An 18,176-nucleotide genomic window follows, 5' to 3' on the forward strand; every position below is an offset into this window, starting at 1 on the left:
CGCCCGCCGAGGGCGTGGACCCGTCGGAGCGGGCGGTTCCGCGCGGCATCGGCGCGTCCGTCCCGGCCACCGACACCCGCGCCAAGACCGAGGGCACCTTCCCCTACGCCGCCGACCTGTGGGCCGAGGGCCTCCTGTGGGCCGCCGTGCTGCGTTCCCCGCACGCCCACGCCCGGATCCTCTCCATCGACACCTCCGCCGCCGCCGAAATGCCCGGCGTGCGGGCCGTCGTCACCCACGCCGACGTCCCCGGCGCCACCACGCACGGCCGCCGCATCGCCGACCGGCCCGTGTTCGCGTACGACGTGGTCCGCCACCACGGCGAGCCCATCGCCGCCGTCGCCGCCGACCACCCGGACACCGCGCGCCTCGCCGCCGCCGCGATCGCCGTGGAGTACGAGCTCCTCGACCCGGTCACCGACCCCGAGCAGGCCTTCGGCGCCCCCGACCTGCACCCCGACGGCAACCTGATCCGGCACATCCCGCTGCGCTACGGCGATCCGGAAGCCACCGGCGAGGTCGTCGTCGAGGGCCTCTACCGCATCGGCCGCCAGGACCCCGCGCCCATCGGCGCCGAGGCCGGGCTGGCCGTGCCGCGCCCCGACGGCGGCGTGGAGATCTACACCGCCTCCACCGACCCGCACACCGACCGCGACCTGGCCGCCGCCTGCTTCGGGCTCGAACCCGACCGGGTGCGCGTCGTCGTCACCGGGGTCCCCGGCGCGATGTCGGACCGCGAGGACGCCGCGTTCCAGCTCCCGCTCGGCCTCCTCGCCCTGCGCACCGGCTGCCCCGTCAAGCTGGCCGCCACCCGCGAGGAGTCCTTCCTCGGCCACCCCCACCGCCACCCGACGCTGCTGCGCTACCGCCACCACGCGGACGCGGAGGGCCGCCTGGTCAAGGTCGAGGCCCAGATCCTGATGGACGGCGGCGCCTACGCCGACGCCTCCTCGGAGTCCCTCGCCGCGGCGGTGGCCTTCGCCTGCGGCCCGTACGTCGTCCCGCACGCCTTCGTCGAAGGCTGGGCGGTGCGCACCAACAACCCCCCGTCGGGCCACGTGCGCGGCGAAGGCGCCCTGCAGGTCTGCGCGGCCTACGAGGGCCAGATGGACAAGCTCGCCGCCGCCCTCGGCATCGACGGCGCGGAACTCCGCCTGCGCAACGTCCTGGCCACCGGCGACCTGCTCCCGACGGGCCAGACGGTCACCTGCCCCGCCCCCGTCGCCGAACTCCTGCGCGCGGTACGGGACTACGAACTGCCCGCCCTCCCGAAGGACACCCCGGAGGAGGACTGGCTGCTCCCGGGCGGCCTGGAGGGCGCGGGCGAACCGGGCGCGGTGCGGCGCGGGGTCGGGTACGGGGTCGGCATGGTCCACATGCTCGGCGCGGAGGGCACCGACGAGGTGTCCACGGCCACCGTGAAGATCGTCGGTGGTTCGGCGACGGTCATCTGCGCGGCCGTCGACACCGGGCAGGGCTTCTCCACGCTCGCCCGCCAGATCGTCCAGGAGATCCTGGGCGTGGACGAGGTCGTCACGGCCCCGGTCGACACGGACCAGCCGCCGGCGGGCCCTTCCGCGCACGGCCGGCACACATGGGTCTCGGGCGGGGCGGTGGAACGGGCGGCAAAAATGGTCCGCACCCAACTCCTCCAGCCGATGGCCCACAAGCTCGGGATGTCCACGGAGCTCCTCCAGATCGCGGATGGCCGGATCACGTCGTACGACGGGGCCTTCTCCACGACGGTCGCCGAGGCGATGGAGGGCAAGGAACTCTGGGCGACGGCCCAGTGCCGCCCCCACCCGACGGAGCCGCTGGACGGGGACGGCCAGGGCGACGCCTTCGTCGGCCTCGCGTTCTGCGCGATCCGCGCGGTGGTGGACGTGGACATCGAGCTGGGCTCGGTGCGCGTCGTGGAACTCGCGGTGGCCCAGGACGTGGGCCGCATCCTCAACCCCCGGCAGCTGGAGGCCCGTATCGAAGCGGGCGTCATCCAGGGGGTGGGCGCGTCCCTGACGGAGAACCTCCGCACGGCCGCCGGCCTGATCCGCCACCCCGACCTGACGGGCTACGCCCTGCCCACGTCGCTGGACGCCCCGACGGTCCGCATCGTCAAACTCGTCGAGGAACGCGACGTGGTGGCCCCCTTCGGCGCCAAGCCGGCGAGCGCGGTCCCGGTCGTCACGGCCCCGGCGGCGGTGGCCTCGGCGGTCCGCGCGGCCACGGGCCGCCCGGTCAACAGGCTCCCTATCCGGCCATCGGCGGCGGTGGCGGCGCCCAACTCATGACCTTGTGACCCTGATTGCACCTGCAACCCAGAACTTGGGCCTGTCGGACTCTCTCGATAGAGTGACTGGGGACACTGGCGACGTGCGTGTGCGAACGCGTACGAACGCGGTGTGAACGGGGAAGACGGGGAGTCGGGGAGGCCAACGTGGCAGTGGACTATGGGCCGGGTGTGTTCGGGCGGGACTTCGGCGTGGGCGTGATCTCGCAGGCCGCTCTGGGGGCGCTCCAGGTCGAGTACGAATCGATGTCGGACTACAAGAAGCGCGTCGACGGTCTGTTGGCCAAGCTGGACGAGTCCCCGGCAAGCGACAAGAAGCTGGCGGACGGCACCATTCCGGAAAGCTCCCTCGGCGAGGGCTTCGACGAGGCCAAGCGGCTGTTCACGGCGTACTCGAACGTCCACACGCAGCTGTTGGCGCTGTCCAAGGGTCTGGCGGACCAGATCGAGGGTCTCAGCATCGCGATCCAGACGAGCGGCCGTGATTTCGCGGGTGTGGACGAGGACACGAGGCGGCGGATGCTGGCGATCAGCAAGCAGGCTGACGCGAACTACGTCCCGGACCGGGATCCGTTGGCGCCGCCGCCCCCGCACAGCTCGGCTTCACAGGGAAGCGCGCCGTCAGGCACTGGGGGGGAGAGCTTCTGATGGCGACGAACTTCGAAGGCCACACGCACCAGCAGCTGTTGGCCATGATCGCCTCGGCGAACGCCGAGACCCTTAAGACGCGCGGCGCTCAGCTGACGGACGCAGCGGCGACCATCAAGGAGATCGGCGAAAGCCTCAAGGACCACCGGGTCACTGGCTGGGACGGCGAGTCGGCCAATGCCTTCCGGGACTGGGTCAACCGCGCGGGCAACGCGACGCTGCGGCTGAGCGAATACAGCGCTGCGGGTGGCAAGCAGATGACGCAGGCCAGCCAGGTCGTCATCGAGGTCAAGGCCAACATGCCCGCCTACGACACGGGGGCGGCGGCGAACCTCAAGGCGGCCCGGGAGTTCCACAACGACCCGGACTCGCAGCAGATCGGCCAGCAGGCGAACTCGAAGCTGAATGGTGACCACCAGCAGGCCGTCCAGCAGATGACGAAGCTGGCGCAGGGGTACGAGGCGTCGGCGACCGGGATGGAGATGGCGGAGATTCCGACGTTTCCGAAGTTTCCGGAGCGGTTCGTTCCTCAGGTCAAGGATGGCGGGCAGCGACTAGAGCGCTCTCCGAGCGGTTCCACGGGGACTTCTGGTGCGGGCGGATCGTCGTATGTGCCAGCGACGGCGGGACCCGGTCCTTCGTCTCCGGACTTCGGTTCTGGTGTGGGCGGCATTGGTCCCACACCGACTGGTTCAATGCCGGGCCCCGTTCCTGTACCGCCGGACCGCGATGTGGGCACCGGTCTCGACACCTTGGGCCCCACACCGAGTACGACCCTGCCCCCGACCTCGGGAGTGCCCGGAGGGCTGGGCCCGGTCGGACCGGGCGGTAGCGGTCCAGGTGTCACCCCCGGCGGGTTCGTCCCGCCCGTGACGCTGCCGCCGGGTGGTGGCGTACCGAAGCCCATCGGCGGTATCGGCCCTGGCGGGTTTGGTCCGGGTTGGACCATTCCCGGACCCGGCGGGAAGTCTGGCGGCGGTGGTATTGCCGGGCTACCTCCGGGCGACAGCGGAATCACGGGCGGTCGGCCCGTGACGCCCGGTGGGCCGGGCGCGAGCCTTCCCCGTGGCACGGTCATCGGCGGTGAGGGCACCCAGGCGGCTGGTCGTGGCATGGGTATGGGCGGCGGGATGGGCATGGGAGGCGGCGGCGCGCATGGCGGCGCCGGCGGCTCCATGGTCGGTCGCCGTCTCGCCACCGAACCGGGCGGTGTCGTTGGTGGGCGCCAGTCGGGTGTGGGAGGCCGCTCAATCGCCGGTGGGCAGCCGTTTACCCAGGGCGGGTCCGGGCTGGTTCGGGGTGGACAGGGCGCCGGTCCGGCGGGTGGTCCAATGGGTCGCGGTGGCGCGGGTGCGCATGCTCCGGGCCGACGGGGTAACGGCCGACAGGGTGAGCGCCCTGACTACCTGGCTGAGGACGAAGAGACGTGGCAGGGCGACCGTGATGTCGTGCCGCCGGTGATTGACTGAGTGGAGCGGACGTTGCACGGGATGCGTATGCGTAAGGCGACCGCGGGCTTGGCGGGTTTTCTGCTGGCCGGGGTCGCTGCGACCCCGGCCCATGCGGAGACGGTTCGGTCCCAGCAGTGGCACCTCAACTCGATGAAGGCCGATGAGATCTGGAAGACCAGCACGGGCAAGGGAGTGACTGTCGCTGTAATCGACACGGGTGTCGGCCGCATCCCCGAGTTGGAGGGGCAGGTCCTCCCCGGAAAGGACCTCGCCACGGACAACGAGGGCGACGAACGTACCGACTATGAGAAGCATGGGACCACCATGGCTGCGTTGATTGCAGCAACAGGTAAACATCCCAGCGGTGATGGGTCGTTCGGGCTTGCACCAGGAGCCAAGATCCTTCCAATCCGTGTCCCACATGAGTCTCGTGAGACGGCCCCGTCTTGGACCGAGGCGATCCGATTCGCGGCGGACTCGGATGCCAAGATCATCAACATCTCGCTCGGAATGTCCAAGGATGACCCCGCGCGACTCGACGCCGTTAAGTACGCCCTATCCAAGGGGAAGTTGATCTTTGCTTCCGTGGGCAACGAGGGTGACGCGGGTAACAGTGTCTTGTATCCGGCTGCAACGCCAGGCGTGGTGGGGGTCGGTGCTGTCGGCCCTGAGGGCAAAGTTACCGCGGAGTCTCAGCACGGTCCCCAGGTCGACCTGGTGGCTCCGGGGGTCGACATCGTCACGGCTTGTGCCAGCGATACCCAACTGTGCAAGAACCACGGCACAAGTGACGCCACCGCCCTCGCCTCCGCCTCCGCCGCACTGGTCTGGTCCGCCCACCCCGACTGGACCAACAACCAGGTCCTCCGAGTCCTCATGAACACCGCCGGCAAGCCCACCGACGGCACCGCGCGCAGCGACTTCGTCGGGTACGGCATCGTCCGCCCCCGCATCGCCGTGGCCACCCCCGGTGACCCCGGCCCCGCGGACGTCTACCCGCTCCCCGACCTCGCGGAAGCCGGCGGCGGGACCGGCGCCAAGGGCTCACCCGCGCCCTCCGCGGACGGCAATACGCCGCAGGCCGGCGGCGGCGCCGCCGGCCCCGCGCCCCAGGCCGAGGCCAAGGAGGAGAGCGGCGGCAGCAGTCTGCCCTGGCTCGCCCTCGGGCTCGGTGCCTGCGTGCTCATCGGCGGAGCCGTCACCGCGGTCGCCGTCCGGCGCAGGAACCGCTGATCCGCAGAGGACCGTAGGACCGTAGGGCCGCTTAGAGGCGCACCACGGCACCGAAGCCAGTAGGAGAGGGAGAAGCGCACGCCATGTCGTTCGACGAGGAATGGTCCGCGGCCCGGACCACCGCCGCCGCCAACGTGACCATGCGGCTCAACCACGTCCCCGCCGAGCCCGGCCCGGGCGCCGGCGGCGCCGATCTGGAGCTCAACCAGGACCACATCGGCGAGGTCGGCTCCGAGGCGTACAAGCTCCACACCCGGCTCGCCGCGGACGGCAAGCACGCCGCCACCTCCACCGCCGAGGCGGCCGGTGCGCTCACGCGGGAGAACTTCGCGAGCGGTGCGGCCCTGCTCAAGGTCAATACCCGCTGGGAGAGCCAGCTCAAGACCCTCGTTGCCGCCTGCGCGAACATCTCCAACGGCCTGAACTACTCCCTCTCCTCGCACAGCAAGGAGGAGCAGCAGCTGCACGCCGACTTCACCTCCTCCAAGATCGACCAGCTCCTCAAGTAAGGCGGCGGACACGTGCTGACGTACGAGAACGTGATGAACGCACCCCTGGGCCAGCTCCAGACCGCGATCACGGACTGGGCCGCGACGGTCGCGAAGCTGAACGAGCTGGCGGAGTCGGCGCGCAACGGCATGAAGGCCAAGTCGGACAAGGCGCAGTGGAACGGCGTCACGGCCGGCGTCGCCCGCTCCTTCATCGACAAGACGGCCAAGGAGTTCGACGACGCGGCCCAGGAGGCCAAGGGCATCCACCTGCTGCTCACCGACGGCCACGCCACCATCAAGGCCGTCCAGGATCAGCTCAAGAAGCTGGTCGCGGACGCCCCGGCCGCCGGATTCCGGATCGACGAGAGCGGGCGTGTCTCCGCCGTCCCGCTCGCCGATCCTCAGGACCGCTACGCGGCCCAGCACGACCCGGACTACCAGGCGACCCTCCGCACGAACCATGATCTGTGGCAGGAGCGGGTGAACCGGGCCGTCGAGGATGCCCAGGACGCCGACGACTCCCTCGGCCGCGCGCTGCAGGCCAACGTCACGGACGACAACAACTTCACGGTGGCGAAGTACACGACCTTGGACGCGGAGCAGGTCGCCCGCGCCGCCGAGCTGATGAAGAAGGTCACGGGCGAAGGCGGCACGGCGCGCAACCCTGAGGCGCTGCGGGAGCTGGAGGACCTGCTCGACGACAACCGCGAGGACCCGGAGTTCGCGACGGGCTTCTACCGGACGGTCGGCCCCGAGGGCACGCTCCAGGCGTACGCGAAGATGTCCCTGGACGCCACGAGCCTCGGCCCGGCCGGCGCGGACCGCGCGCTCATGGTCGCGAACATCCAGAGCGACATGGGCGCGATGCTCGGCCTGGCGACACACAAGGACGTCCCGAACCACCTCGACGCCGCCTGGACGACCCAGCTGATGAAGGCCGGTCGCAAGGAGATCGACGTCGGGATGATGACGAAGGTCTACGGCTACCAGGTGCTGGGCTCGCTGCTGCACGACGGTAAGTACGACACCGAGTTCCTGACCTCGGTCGGCCGGGACATGGTCGCCATGGACCGCAAGGATCCGGGGGCCTGGGATTCCCACAACCCGTACGACCTGGGCGTGGTCCTCAACCACGACAAGGACGGTGGCCGGGGCTTCCACCCGCTGACGGGGCTCATGGAGGCCCTCGGCAACAACCCGGACGCGGCGACGGCCTTCTTCAACGAGCCGGTCCGCGAGGACAGCAACGGCGACGGCATCGTCACCAAGGACGACAAGCCGGTCAAGGGCCAGCACGGCAAGGACCAGGGCATGGTCGACTACATGCTCGACAAGAAGCCGTACGAGGACGGCTTCGACGCCACGAAAACGGGCGAGGTGCACCCGGGTCAGCGGGCGCTGGGCGATGCCCTGGTGTCGGCGGTCTCGCATCGTATTCCGGGTGACGAGGACTCCCCGCCGGTCGAGCACACCAAGGAGATGGCGGCCGTCATGGAACGGGTCGTCGAGAAGATCGGCGACAAGCCGGAACTGGTCGTGGCCGACCCGGGGGAGAGCCAGGCCCCGCTCAAGGGTCTCTCCGGGCACTTCGGGCAGATGGCGGCGGAGTACATGCCGGATCTTCAGGCGTCGGCGGAGAACGGCAGCCGGATGATCAAGGCGAACGGCGAGATGGCCGAGTTCGACAAGGCCGGCATGGCGGCCTTCATCGGCGTGGTGGGCCAGGACCCGGATGCCTACGGCGCGATCACCAATTCCCAGCGGGCGTTCACCACCACCCTCATCAACGATGTCGTCGTGCACCGCAACGAGTACGAGGATGTGGACGCGGCGATCAAGAGCGCCGTACACCCCGGTGGTCAGATCGCGGGCATCCTTTCCGAGGCGAGGGCCGAGGGGTCGTTTGCTGAGAGCGGCCACAAAGCGGAGGAGTACGTCAAGGGCGTAGAGGACAACGCTAAGTGGATCAACCGCGGTATTACCGCGGCGGGTGGCAAGTACCTGGAAATGGTGCCACTGGCGGGAGACTTCGTGGAATGGCTCCAAGAGGACATCACGGACGGCGTGGTCGAGAGGGCGACGAAGGACCAGGCGGAGAAGCAGGGCGAGGCCGATCAGGCGGCAGTGATCGACTACGCGAAGGCGCAGAAGGAGGCCGGCGAATCCGCGGCCCAGTCGGTCCGCAAGGCTGTGGAAGGCACCGGTATGAACGAGCGAAGCATCGACGCCCTTGCCGGTGTGGCATCCACGGAGACGGCGAACGCCCATGCGGTGGGCCGTGGTCAGGTCGCGACGTCGAACGGCGGTTCCTGATGAGCTACTCCCGCAGCACTCTGGCGGTCACTGTCACTGCCACGCTGGTGGCGCTGGCGGTGGCGGGCTGTTCCAGCGAGAAGGAGTCGGCGGCCTCGAAGCTGCCGGACCGCTCGTGCTGGGGAGTCTTCAGCCGGTCCGATCTGGAGCCGCTGATCGGACCTGGCCAGGAGGTGAAGGAGAAGTCTCCGATCGACCTCAGGCTGAACGCGGTGCGCCGTGCGGCGACATGCACGATCGAAGTGGACGGCCAGGTCCGGGTAATGGTCACGGCCACGCGTCAGCCTCTGGGGGACAGCTTCTTCTGGCCCCCCACTGACACGAAGCCCGCACCGGAACCGCTAGCCCTCGGAGACAAGGCGATGGTGTGGGACACGGGTGCCCGCACGACCCTCACCTGCAAGGGATCCGCGGACTCCTTCGAGCTGGAGCTCGAGGTCAGCGGCTCCGTGGAGCACATGAAGTCAGCCGACCGGCGCCCGCTGTTCACCACGCTCACGAAGAAGTACCTGGAAGTGGCCAGGGAACAGACCCAGTGTGGCGTCTAGCACCCCGTGGACTGCCGAAGGTCGGTGGGAGCCGGCGGTACGCCGCGACCGGGCCGTGTGAGGGCAGAACCGCACCTGCGAGGAGCTGATGCATCCGCGCTGATGCTTGCCACTGCCGAGTATGCGGCCGATGGGCGTCTTGGCTTCATGTCGCTCGCAGCAGTCGCCCACCTCGTCGCCGCGTGAAGTGCCGTTGGCGTCGTGGCCAACATGGCTGCGTCCTGGGCCACGTACCGAAGGAACGCACCCCACCTGAAGCTCCGGGTGCGCCCGGCTGCCCCACAACATTCGCGAGGCGTGCCTGGCCGATGACGAGGGCCGGTGGTGCACGTCCTTCCATGTCCACGTGGAACTCCCGGTGACGCTGGCCCACGGCCGGGAGGTCTTGAGCCGCCCGATGCCGCTGCGCGGAGTGGTTGCGGAACTTCGCGCGGTGCATGAGGAGGGCTTGTACTTCGTGGCACGGAAGCGCAACGGCGGCGCCACCTGGGGCGATGCCCTCAGGGCGCTGGAAGAGGAACGGAACGGGGCCGCTTGAGAGTCGGACGCGAAGTGAGACGGGCGAACCAGGACGGCGGCACCCGTCCGGGAGCCGCCGTTTCCTGCCTGGTCCAGATGTCAGAAGCCGTGACCGGAATCGAACCGGCGTAACTCGCTTTGCAGGCGAGTCCCTCAACCACTCGGGCACACGGCTGGGTGGTGGTGATGTCTATGACCGTACGAGGGCGGGGGTGGGTCGGGAAGGGGTGCGCGGGGGGTGCAACGTGACTGCCATGCCGCGTTCACAGTCCGGGGCGGTGGGGTGGGCGGGCGGGGTGGTTCCGACCGTGGGCCTAGGGCTGGGGGACGAGGTGGGATACGCCGGAATGACAGGGTCGATACCGGGCCACGCACCTTACTCTGGGGCGATGAGCGTCCTCCCGCAGCGAGCCACCGCACCCGTCCCCGTCCCGCCCCGGCCCCAGGGCGGGGTGCTCGGGCCGGCGTACCGGACGCTCAGCATCGGGGTCATCTCCGTCGTCTTCCTGATCGCCTTCGAGGCCACCGCCGTCGGGACCGCGATGCCCGTGGCCGCGCGGGAACTGAAGGGGATCGGGCTCTACGCCTTCGCCTTCTCCGCCTACTTCACGACCAGCCTGTTCGGGATGGTGCTCTCCGGGCAGTGGGCCGACCGGCAGGGGCCGCTGCGGCCGCTGACCGTGGGGATCGGGGCCTTCGCCGCCGGGCTGGTGTGCTCCGGGACCGCCGGGGCGATGTGGATGTTCGTGCTCGGGCGGGCCGTGCAGGGCTTCGGCGGCGGGCTGGTCATCGTCGCGCTCTACGTGGTCGTCAGCCGGGCCTACGAGGAGCGGCTGCGGCCCGCGATCATGGCGGCCTTCGCCGCGAGCTGGGTCGTGCCCTCGATCGTCGGACCGCTGGCCTCCGGCACGGTGACCGAGCACCTCGGGTGGCGCTGGGTCTTCCTCGGGATACCCGCGCTGGTCTTCGTACCGCTCGCGGTGGCCCTGCCGGCGATACGGCGGAGCGCGTCGGGGCCGGTGGACCCCGAGGCCCCGCCCGTGGCGTTCGACCGGCGGCGGATCCGGCTGGCGCTCGGGATCTCGGCCGGTGCCGGGCTGCTCCAGTACGCCGCCCAGGACCTCCGGTGGCTGTCGCTGCTCCCGGGGCTGGCGGGAGTGGCCCTGCTGGTGCCCGCCGTGCTGGGGCTGCTGCCGCGCGGGACCTACCGGGCGCGGCGCGGGCTGCCGTCGGTGGTGCTGCTGCGGGGTGTGGCGGCGGGGTCGTTCATCGCGGCGGAGAGCTTCGTCCCGCTGATGCTGGTCACCCAGCGGGGGCTGAGCCCGACGCTCGCCGGGTTCTCGCTCGCGCTGGGCGGGGTGACGTGGGCGGCGGGCTCGTGGGTGCAGTCGAAGGGGCGGGTGGAGCCGTACCGCCGGCGGCTGATGGTGCTGGGCATGATCATGGTCGCGGCCGCGATCGCCGGGGCACCGGCGGTGCTCGTGGCGTGGGTGCCGGTGTGGACGCTGGCGCTGGTGTGGGCGCTGGGGTGTCTGGGGATGGGGCTGGTGATCGGCTCCACGAGTGTGCTGCTGCTGAAGCTGTCGGCGCCGGAGGAGGCGGGGGAGAACTCCGCCGCGCTGCAGATCTCGGACGCCCTGGCCAATGTGGTGCTGCTGGCGGCCGGTGGGGCGGCGTTCGCCGCGCTGGGCGGGGGAGCGGTGGGAGCGGTGCACTCCGTGGGCGGGGGCGGCGCGAGCGCCGCCACGCACCCCGCCGCCTTCGTGGTGGTCTTCCTGCCGATGGCCTGCGTCGCGCTGGTGGGGGCCTGGGTGGCGACCCGCCTGGACGGGAACCCGCCTGGACGGGAACCCGGCGGCCAAGGCCTGACCCGGCGGGACTGACACCGCACGGTACCGCGCGGTACCATCGACTTATGGCCGGTCTGAATGTCAGGTTCACCGAAGAAGAGCTGGACGCCCTGCGCGAGCGCGCCGAGGCGGAGGGCCGCAGCATGCAGTCCTTCGCGCATGAGGCGGTGATCAGGGCCGTAAACGAACACTCACGGCTGTTCAACGAGGCCGCCGAGCACGTCCTGAAGGTCAGCGGTGAGCTGAACCGGAGGCTTGCGTGACCCATTACCTGGCCCTGCCCGAGGTGCTGAACCTCGCGGAGCGGCTCGGGACCAGCGAGGTGCGCGACTACGGGCTGCTCGACTCGGCGCTCGCCCGCCCGCAGTCGAGCGTGTTCGGGCAGGACGCCTACCCCGACATCTGGGAGAAGGCTGCGGCCTTGATGGAGTCCCTCGCCCGCAACCACGGCCTTGTGGACGGCAACAAGCGCATCGCCTGGTATGCGACCTGGGTTTTCCTGCACATGAACGGACATCCGCTGGACGCCGGTTTCGACGTCGACGAGGCCGAGCGTTTCGTGCTGGACGTGTGCCAGGGCGTGCTGGACGTGCCCAAGATCGCCGCGCAGCTGCCGCAGTTCGCCCGCTGACCCGCGGAATGTGACGCTCGACGCACGCCCCGAGGTCACGGGCCTGTCCCTCCGCGGGGGGCGGGTCCGGGCCGGTAAGGTGGCCCGGTTGTCCTACGTACGACTGCCCGTACCGCGGCCCGTACCGCCGCTGTCCGTACCGGGTACGCCGCCGAGAGCCCGAACCGGAGACCGTGACTACTACCGCCTCCCACCACCTCTCACCCGCCTTCCCCGGCCGCGCGCCGTGGGGTACCGCCAGCGCCCTGCGAGCTTGGCAGCAGGGTGCGCTGGACCGGTACCTGGAGACCCAGCCGCGCGACTTCCTCGCCGTCGCCACCCCCGGCGCCGGCAAGACCACCTTCGCGCTGACCCTCGCCTCGTGGCTGCTGCACCACCACGTGGTGCAGCAGGTGACCGTCGTCGCACCCACCGAGCACCTGAAGAAGCAGTGGGCGGAAGCCGCCGCCCGGATAGGGATCAGGCTGGACCCGGACTACTCCGCCGGCCCGCTCAGCAAGGACTACCACGGGGTCGCGGTCACGTACGCGGGCGTGGGCGTGCGGCCGATGCTGCACCGCAACCGGTGCGAGCAGCGCAAGACCCTGGTCATCCTCGACGAGATCCACCACGCCGGTGACTCGAAGTCCTGGGGCGAGGCCTGCCTGGAGGCCTTCGACCCGGCGACCCGGCGGCTCGCGCTCACCGGCACGCCCTTCCGGTCCGACACCAATCCGATTCCGTTCGTGGCCTACGAGGAGGGGAACGACGGGATCCGGCGGTCCTCCGCCGATTACACCTACGGCTACGGGAACGCGCTCGGCGACGGGGTCGTGCGGCCCGTCATCTTCCTCTCCTACAGCGGCAACATGCGCTGGCGCACCAAGGCGGGCGACGAGATCGCCGCGCGCCTCGGCGAGCCGATGACCAAGGACGCCATTTCCCAGGCCTGGCGCACGGCGCTCGACGCGCGCGGCGACTGGATGCCGAACGTGCTGCGCGCCGCCGACCAGCGGCTGACGGAGGTCAGGAAGGGCATCCCGGACGCGGGTGGGCTGGTCATCGCCGCCGACCAGGACTCCGCGCGCGCGTACGCCAAGCTGATCCGCGAGATCACGGGGACGAAGGCCACCGTGGTGCTCTCCGACGACACCGGTGCCTCCAAGCGGATCGACGAGTTCGCCGCGAGCAACGACCGCTGGATGGTCGCGGTCCGCATGGTGTCCGAGGGCGTCGACGTACCGCGGCTCGCGGTGGGCGTGTACGCCACCACCATCTCCACGCCGCTGTTCTTCGCGCAGGCCGTCGGGCGCTTCGTGCGCTCGCGCAGGCGCGGCGAGACGGCATCGGTGTTCCTGCCGACCATCCCCTACCTGCTGGGCTTCGCCAACGAGATGGAGGTCGAGCGCGACCACGTGCTCGACAAGCCGAAGAAGCAGGGCGAGGAGGACCCGTACGCCGACTCCGAGAAGGAGATGGAGGAGGCGAACAAGCAGGAGGACGAGGACACCGGCGACGAGGAGCAGATGTCCTTCGAGGCGCTGGAGTCCGACGCCGTCTTCGACCGGGTCCTGTACGACGGCGCCGAGTTCGGCATGCAGGCCCACCCGGGCAGTGAAGAGGAGCAGGACTACCTCGGCATCCCCGGGCTGCTGGAGCCCGACCAGGTGCAGATGCTGCTCCAGAAGCGGCAGTCGCGGCAGATCGCGCACAGCAGGCGCAAGCCGGACTCGGAGGCCGACCTGCTGGAGCTGCCGGCCGACCGGCGCCCGGTGGTCTCGCACAAGGAACTGCTGGAGCTGCGGAAGTCGCTGAACACGATGGTGGGCGCGTACGTCCACCAGAGCGGCAAGCCGCACGGGGTGATCCACACGGAGCTGCGCCGGGTGTGCGGCGGACCGCCGAGCGCGGAGGCGACGGCGGGACAGCTGCGGGAGCGCATCAAGAAGGTCCAGGAGTGGGCCACCCGCATGCGGTGATTTCCTACGGAATATGCGGTGGGGGACGGGTGGAGGTTCGCCCGCTCCCCGCCCGTCCGGGGACCCGTGGCGGGGGCGTCCTGTGCGTCGTGGGGCCGTGGGAGGCGGTAGGGGACCGTGAGGCGACGCCGGGGACCGGAAGGTCACGAATTGACGGCGACTCGCGTTCACAATCGCCATAAAACGGCTGTAGGCGCCCGGATTGTGGACGAGCCCTTCCGCTGAGCGGACCCGCTCGCTACTGTCCCCGCATCGAACGCCCCGTGGCAACGCCGCCGCGGGAGCGCAGCCGGTGCCATGGCCGCTACCGGCGGCCTCTCCGTGCGTCGCCGAGGGACCGGCGTCGCTATCCCCAGAGAGTCACCGCCGCCCACCGAAAGAGGGAGAGGCGTCGTGACCGCGGAAACCTCCCAGACTCTCGACCGAGGACTCCGAGTTCTCAAACTGCTCGCCGACACCGACCACGGTCTGACCGTCACCGAGCTCTCCAACCGCCTCGGTGTGAACCGCACCGTGGTCTACCGCCTCCTGGCCACCCTCGAACAGCACGCCCTGGTCCGCCGCGACCTCGGCGGCCGCGCGCGCGTCGGGCTCGGCGTCCTGCGGCTGGGCCGCCAGGTCCACCCGCTGGTGCGCGAGGCGGCACTGCCCGCGCTGCGCTCCCTCGCCGAGGACATCGGTGCCACCGCGCACCTGACCCTCGTGGACGGGACCGAGGCGCTCGCCGTGGCGGTCGTGGAGCCGACCTGGACCGACTACCACGTCGCCTACCGGCCCGGCTTCCGTCACCCCCTCGATCGCGGGGCCGCCGGCCGGGCCATCCTGGCCGCCCGCCAGGGCACGCTCATCGAGCCCGGGTACACGCTCACCCACGGGGAGCTGGAAGCGGGCGCCAGCGGGGCCGCCGCGCCCCTCGTGGGCATCACCGGACTGGAGGGCAGCGTGGGCGTCGTCATGCTGGCCGACGCCGTGCCCGAGCGGGTCGGCCCGCGCGTGGTGGACGCCGCCCGTGAGGTGGCCGACGCCCTGCGCTGAGTCCCGCAGCAGGACGTCAGCAATCAGGACACCGAGCCGCGTCCCCGCCCGCCGGGGGGCGCGGCTCGACCCGTTGCCGGGCCGCCGCGCTAGATTGGGCCGGTGCTCTCTCGCCTCACACGTCTGCCGCGCCCCACCGCCCTCGCCGTCTGCGCCGTGCCCGTGCTCGCGCTGTTCGCCGTGGCGGCCCTCGCACCGCTGCCCTTCGTGATCGCGCAGCCGGGCCTGACGGCCGACGTGCTCGGCTCCCGGGACGGCAAGCAGGTCATCAGCATCACCGGGGCGCCCGTCCGTGAGACCACGGGCCAGCTGCGGATGACCACCATCCAGGCCACCGGCCCCTCCACCTCCGTCACCCTCCCCGAGCTGGCCGACGACTGGTTCGACACCACCCGGGCGGTCATGCCCCGGGAGGCCGTCTACCCCTCGGGCGGGAGCGACAAGGAGATCGAGGAGCACAACCTGGAGGAGATGACCAAGTCGCAGTCGACGGCCGCCGAGGCCGCGCTCGGTTTCCTCCACAAGGACCCCAAGGACGTGAAGGTCGAGCTGAACCTCGCCGACGTCGGTGGCCCGAGCGCCGGACTGCTCTTCTCCCTCGGCATCGTCGACAAGCTCGACGGGAACGGCGCCGGAGGCGATCTCACCGGCGGCCGCACCATCGCCGGTACGGGCACCATCAGCGGGGACGGCGAGGTCGGTGCGGTCGGCGGGGTGGCACTGAAGACCCAGGCCGCACGGCGCGACGGCGCGAGCGTCTTCCTCGTACCGCAGGCGGAGTGCTCGGACGCGAAGTCCGAACTCCCCGAAGGGCTGCGGCTGGTCCCCGTCACCTCGCTGACGGATGCGGTGAACGCGCTGTGGGCCCTGCAGAAGGGCGGAGCGGTTCCGTCCTGCTGAGCGGCTCCGTCCTGCCGGTCCGCGGGGCCTCCATGGCCCGCCAGGCGGGGAACACCAGCGGGGAGAGCGTGGCGAGGAAGTACACCCCGCCGAAGACCAGCAGCGCCCGCGTCACACCGAAGCCGTCGACGAGCAGCCCGGCCGCCAGCCCGCCCAGCGGCATCGTCAGCTCGCAGCCCGCCTGGGTCACGCCCGCGACCCGGCTGCGCAGCGCGTCGGGCACCCTCTCCAGGGTCACCGTGGTCAGGATCGGGTTGAGCATGCCCGCGCCCAGCCCGGACAGCGCCATCGTCACCGCGAGCGGCAGCGGGGTGTCGGTGAAGGCGGCGACCACATAACGCGGGGCTCCGCACAGCAGGAAGGCCGCCGCGAAGACGGCCCTACGGGGCAACCGCTCGCCCCAGGCTCCGTAGAGCAGGGCGCCCAGCAGTGCGAACCCGCCGAAGAGGGCGATCATCAGGCCCAGCGCGGTGGCTCCGCCGAGGGCTTCGCGGCCGTGCACGGGCAGCAGCACCGAGGACCATCCCTGGTCGAGGCCGTTGGTCATCATCACCATCACGGTGACGCCGAGCAGCAGCCGCGTACGGGTCATGAAGCGCCAGCCCTCGGCGAGTTCGGCCCGGTAGCCGGCCAGCGACACCTTCCCGCCGCTGCGCTGCGGCTCGGCGGCCGGGACCCCGCGCAGGAACGCGGTGACCAGCAGCGCGGAGGCGCCGAAGCTGGCCGCGTCGAGGAGCAGTACCGATTCGGCGCCGGTCGTGGCGATCAGTACGCCGGCCAGCGCGGCCCCGATCATGCGGGCTCCGCGCGAGACGGCGTCGTAGAGGCTGGCGGCGCGGGCCACGGTGGTGCCGGCGTGGTCGGCGAGGTGGGGGAGCAGGACGTAGCGCGCGGCCAGTCCGGGGGTGTGCACGAGCCCGCCGACGGCCATCAGGGCGCACAGCATCCAGAACTCCAGCAGCCCGGCGTAGTGCAGCAGCGGGATCGCGGCGACGGCCAGCCCGCAGATCAGGTCGGAGGCGGCCGAGACCCGGCGGCGCCCGATCCGGTCGATGACCGGGCCGCCGACGAGGGCGGCCACGGCCACGGGCAGGGTGGCGCAGAAGGCGACGATCCCGGCGCGGCCGGCGCTGCCCGTGGTCTGGAGCACGAACCACGGGACACCGACGAGGGTGAGGGAACTCCCCGCTATCGAGATGGTGTTGGCGAGCAGTACGGCGGTGAAGGGGCGACGGCTCACGCGATGCCGCCGTGCGGGCGGGTGATGCGGTTGTGCAGGTGGGCGGGCTGGATCAGGCGGATGCCGACGCCGATCAGCGCCTCGCCGAGCCGGTTGCGCAGGGCGGCGGCGCGCAGGTGGGGGGTGCGGGGGAGGGACGCGCGGGAGAAGGGCGCGGCGGTCCGCGCACGGCGCCAGGCGGCGGCCTCGGCGGTGCGGGTGGCGTGTATCCCGGCATGGATTTCGGCATGGCTGAAGGTGTGCACGGCAGGCTCCTTCTGCGAAAGGGGGTGGGCAGGGCACTGTTCGGCACCACTGTTCGGCGCCACTGTCCGGTGGCGCTGCCGGGTGGGCCTGCTGGGTGGCGCTGCTGGGTCGCGCTACTTGGTGCGGACCGGGAAGGCGTGCGTGTGGAAACGGACCATCTCCGTGCCCTCCGAGGGCGGCAGATCGCGGTAGCTGTTGATCAGGTCGTGGACCTTGAGGACCAGCTCGTGGCTCTGCTCGGCGGTCAGCTTCAGTGAGAAGTCGCTGAGCTCGGAGCTCCGCCGCCATTCCATCGGCCAGGTGTGGGATTCACCGAGCCAGGTGGACAGCTCCTGTTCGTGGATCTTCACGATCTCCGCGAGGAAGACCTCCGCGGCGCCGCGCGTGGCCGGGTCGGTGTCGTAGATCAGCGCCTCGTCGAACTGGGTGCCGTCCTGGGAGGGCCTCCACCAGCGCTCACGGCCCTTGCCGTGCTCGGGGGCGTCCTCGACGAACCCGTACGCGGCGAGCTGGCGCAGGTGGTAGCTGGTGGCCCCGCTCGACTCCCCGAGCCGCTCCGCGAGTTGCGAGGCGGTGGCCGGCCCGTGCCGGCCCAGGGCGCCCAGCAGTCGGATGCGCAGCGGATGGGCCAGACCGCGCAGGGAGTGCGGGTCGAGCTTGCGGACCTTCGGCGTGGCCGGCTTGTGGGGCTCCACCGGCCCCTCGGGCGGCGCCGACTCCTCGGGCTGCCCCGACTCTTTGGGCTCCACCGGCCCCTCGGGCTCCACCGGCTCCGGGGAATGGGCGTTCTTCTCGGGCATGTTCCAACAGTAGAGTTGCAAAGAAC

At 71.0% G+C, this 18,176-nt stretch carries 17 protein-coding genes and 1 tRNA gene; 14 read left to right on the forward strand and 4 right to left on the reverse strand.

Annotated elements, in window-relative coordinates; genetic code table 11:
- The first annotated feature begins 14 nt into the window (after positions 1–14).
- The 8 genes from OG904_RS18665 (at position 15) to OG904_RS18700 (ending at position 9,509) form a co-directional block, all read left to right on the forward strand.
- Positions 15–2,288 carry a xanthine dehydrogenase family protein molybdopterin-binding subunit gene (locus tag OG904_RS18665; protein ID WP_405498108.1) on the forward strand — a complete coding sequence of 758 codons (2,274 nt, stop codon included), beginning with the start codon at positions 15–17 and terminating at the stop codon, positions 2,286–2,288.
- A 146-nt stretch (positions 2,289–2,434) separates the two neighbouring features.
- On the forward strand, positions 2,435–2,935 hold the full coding sequence (locus OG904_RS18670) for a hypothetical protein (RefSeq protein ID WP_405492371.1): 501 nt from the start codon (positions 2,435–2,437) through the stop codon (positions 2,933–2,935).
- On the forward strand, positions 2,935–4,404 hold the full coding sequence (locus tag OG904_RS18675) for a hypothetical protein (protein ID WP_405492373.1): 1,470 nt from the start codon (positions 2,935–2,937) through the stop codon (positions 4,402–4,404). Before OG904_RS18670 ends, OG904_RS18675 begins: the two co-directional genes overlap by 1 nt.
- A 132-nt stretch (positions 4,405–4,536) precedes the next feature.
- Positions 4,537–5,619 (forward strand): type VII secretion-associated serine protease mycosin, encoded by a 1,083-nt coding sequence (gene mycP / locus OG904_RS18680; RefSeq protein ID WP_405498110.1) that lies wholly within the window; start codon positions 4,537–4,539, stop codon positions 5,617–5,619.
- Positions 5,620–5,702: 83 nt separating this feature from the next.
- Positions 5,703–6,128 (forward strand): hypothetical protein, encoded by a 426-nt coding sequence (locus OG904_RS18685; protein ID WP_328298932.1) that lies wholly within the window; start codon positions 5,703–5,705, stop codon positions 6,126–6,128.
- A 12-nt stretch (positions 6,129–6,140) separates the two neighbouring features.
- On the forward strand, positions 6,141–8,423 hold the full coding sequence (locus OG904_RS18690) for a hypothetical protein (RefSeq protein WP_405492375.1): 2,283 nt from the start codon (positions 6,141–6,143) through the stop codon (positions 8,421–8,423).
- A complete protein-coding gene (locus OG904_RS18695) occupies positions 8,423–8,971 on the forward strand; it encodes a hypothetical protein (RefSeq protein WP_328298930.1) in 549 nt (182 codons plus the stop codon). The genes OG904_RS18690 and OG904_RS18695 overlap by 1 nt, the downstream gene beginning before the upstream one ends.
- A 346-nt stretch (positions 8,972–9,317) precedes the next feature.
- On the forward strand, positions 9,318–9,509 hold the full coding sequence (locus OG904_RS18700; protein ID WP_405492377.1) for a hypothetical protein: 192 nt from the start codon (positions 9,318–9,320) through the stop codon (positions 9,507–9,509).
- Between the two features lie 84 nt (positions 9,510–9,593).
- Here OG904_RS18700 and OG904_RS18705 read toward each other — a convergent pair.
- Positions 9,594–9,665: transfer RNA gene (locus OG904_RS18705), tRNA-Cys, on the reverse strand.
- Between the two features lie 214 nt (positions 9,666–9,879).
- Between OG904_RS18705 and OG904_RS18710 the strand changes: the two genes are divergently transcribed.
- The 6 genes from OG904_RS18710 (at position 9,880) to OG904_RS18735 (ending at position 15,864) form a co-directional block, all read left to right on the forward strand.
- Positions 9,880–11,373, forward strand: a complete 1,494-nt coding sequence (locus OG904_RS18710; protein WP_405492379.1) for an MFS transporter — start codon at positions 9,880–9,882, stop codon at positions 11,371–11,373.
- Positions 11,374–11,405: 32 nt separating this feature from the next.
- Positions 11,406–11,603 carry a plasmid mobilization protein gene (locus OG904_RS18715; RefSeq protein ID WP_030769667.1) on the forward strand — a complete coding sequence of 66 codons (198 nt, stop codon included), beginning with the start codon at positions 11,406–11,408 and terminating at the stop codon, positions 11,601–11,603.
- Positions 11,600–11,971 carry a type II toxin-antitoxin system death-on-curing family toxin gene (locus tag OG904_RS18720; RefSeq protein WP_405492383.1) on the forward strand — a complete coding sequence of 124 codons (372 nt, stop codon included), beginning with the start codon at positions 11,600–11,602 and terminating at the stop codon, positions 11,969–11,971. The genes OG904_RS18715 and OG904_RS18720 overlap by 4 nt, the downstream gene beginning before the upstream one ends.
- 173 nt (positions 11,972–12,144) lie before the next feature.
- Positions 12,145–13,929, forward strand: a complete 1,785-nt coding sequence (locus tag OG904_RS18725) for a DEAD/DEAH box helicase (protein WP_405492385.1) — start codon at positions 12,145–12,147, stop codon at positions 13,927–13,929.
- 393 nt (positions 13,930–14,322) lie between these two features.
- The gene (locus OG904_RS18730; RefSeq protein ID WP_054222485.1) at positions 14,323–14,964 is read left to right on the forward strand and encodes an IclR family transcriptional regulator; all 642 of its coding nucleotides are present in this window, start codon (positions 14,323–14,325) and stop codon (positions 14,962–14,964) included.
- Positions 14,965–15,066: 102 nt separating this feature from the next.
- Positions 15,067–15,864 carry a S16 family serine protease gene (locus OG904_RS18735; RefSeq protein ID WP_405492387.1) on the forward strand — a complete coding sequence of 266 codons (798 nt, stop codon included), beginning with the start codon at positions 15,067–15,069 and terminating at the stop codon, positions 15,862–15,864.
- Here OG904_RS18735 and OG904_RS18740 read toward each other — a convergent pair.
- From OG904_RS18740 to OG904_RS18750, 3 genes are all read right to left on the reverse strand, one after another.
- Positions 15,794–17,104, reverse strand: a complete 1,311-nt coding sequence (locus OG904_RS18740) for an MFS transporter (RefSeq protein ID WP_405492389.1) — start codon at positions 17,102–17,104, stop codon at positions 15,794–15,796. The genes OG904_RS18735 and OG904_RS18740 overlap by 71 nt on opposite strands.
- Positions 17,101–17,349: a hypothetical protein gene (locus tag OG904_RS18745; RefSeq protein WP_405492391.1), complete on the reverse strand. Its 249-nt coding sequence runs from the start codon at positions 17,347–17,349 to the stop codon at positions 17,101–17,103. Before OG904_RS18745 ends, OG904_RS18740 begins: the two co-directional genes overlap by 4 nt.
- A gap of 114 nt (positions 17,350–17,463) precedes the next feature.
- On the reverse strand, positions 17,464–18,150 hold the full coding sequence (locus OG904_RS18750) for a helix-turn-helix domain-containing protein (protein WP_405492393.1): 687 nt from the start codon (positions 18,148–18,150) through the stop codon (positions 17,464–17,466).
- Between the last annotated feature and the right edge of the window lie 26 nt (positions 18,151–18,176).

The sequence above is a fragment of the Streptomyces sp. NBC_00096 genome (assembly GCF_045041305.1).
Classification (GTDB): domain Bacteria; phylum Actinomycetota; class Actinomycetes; order Streptomycetales; family Streptomycetaceae; genus Streptomyces.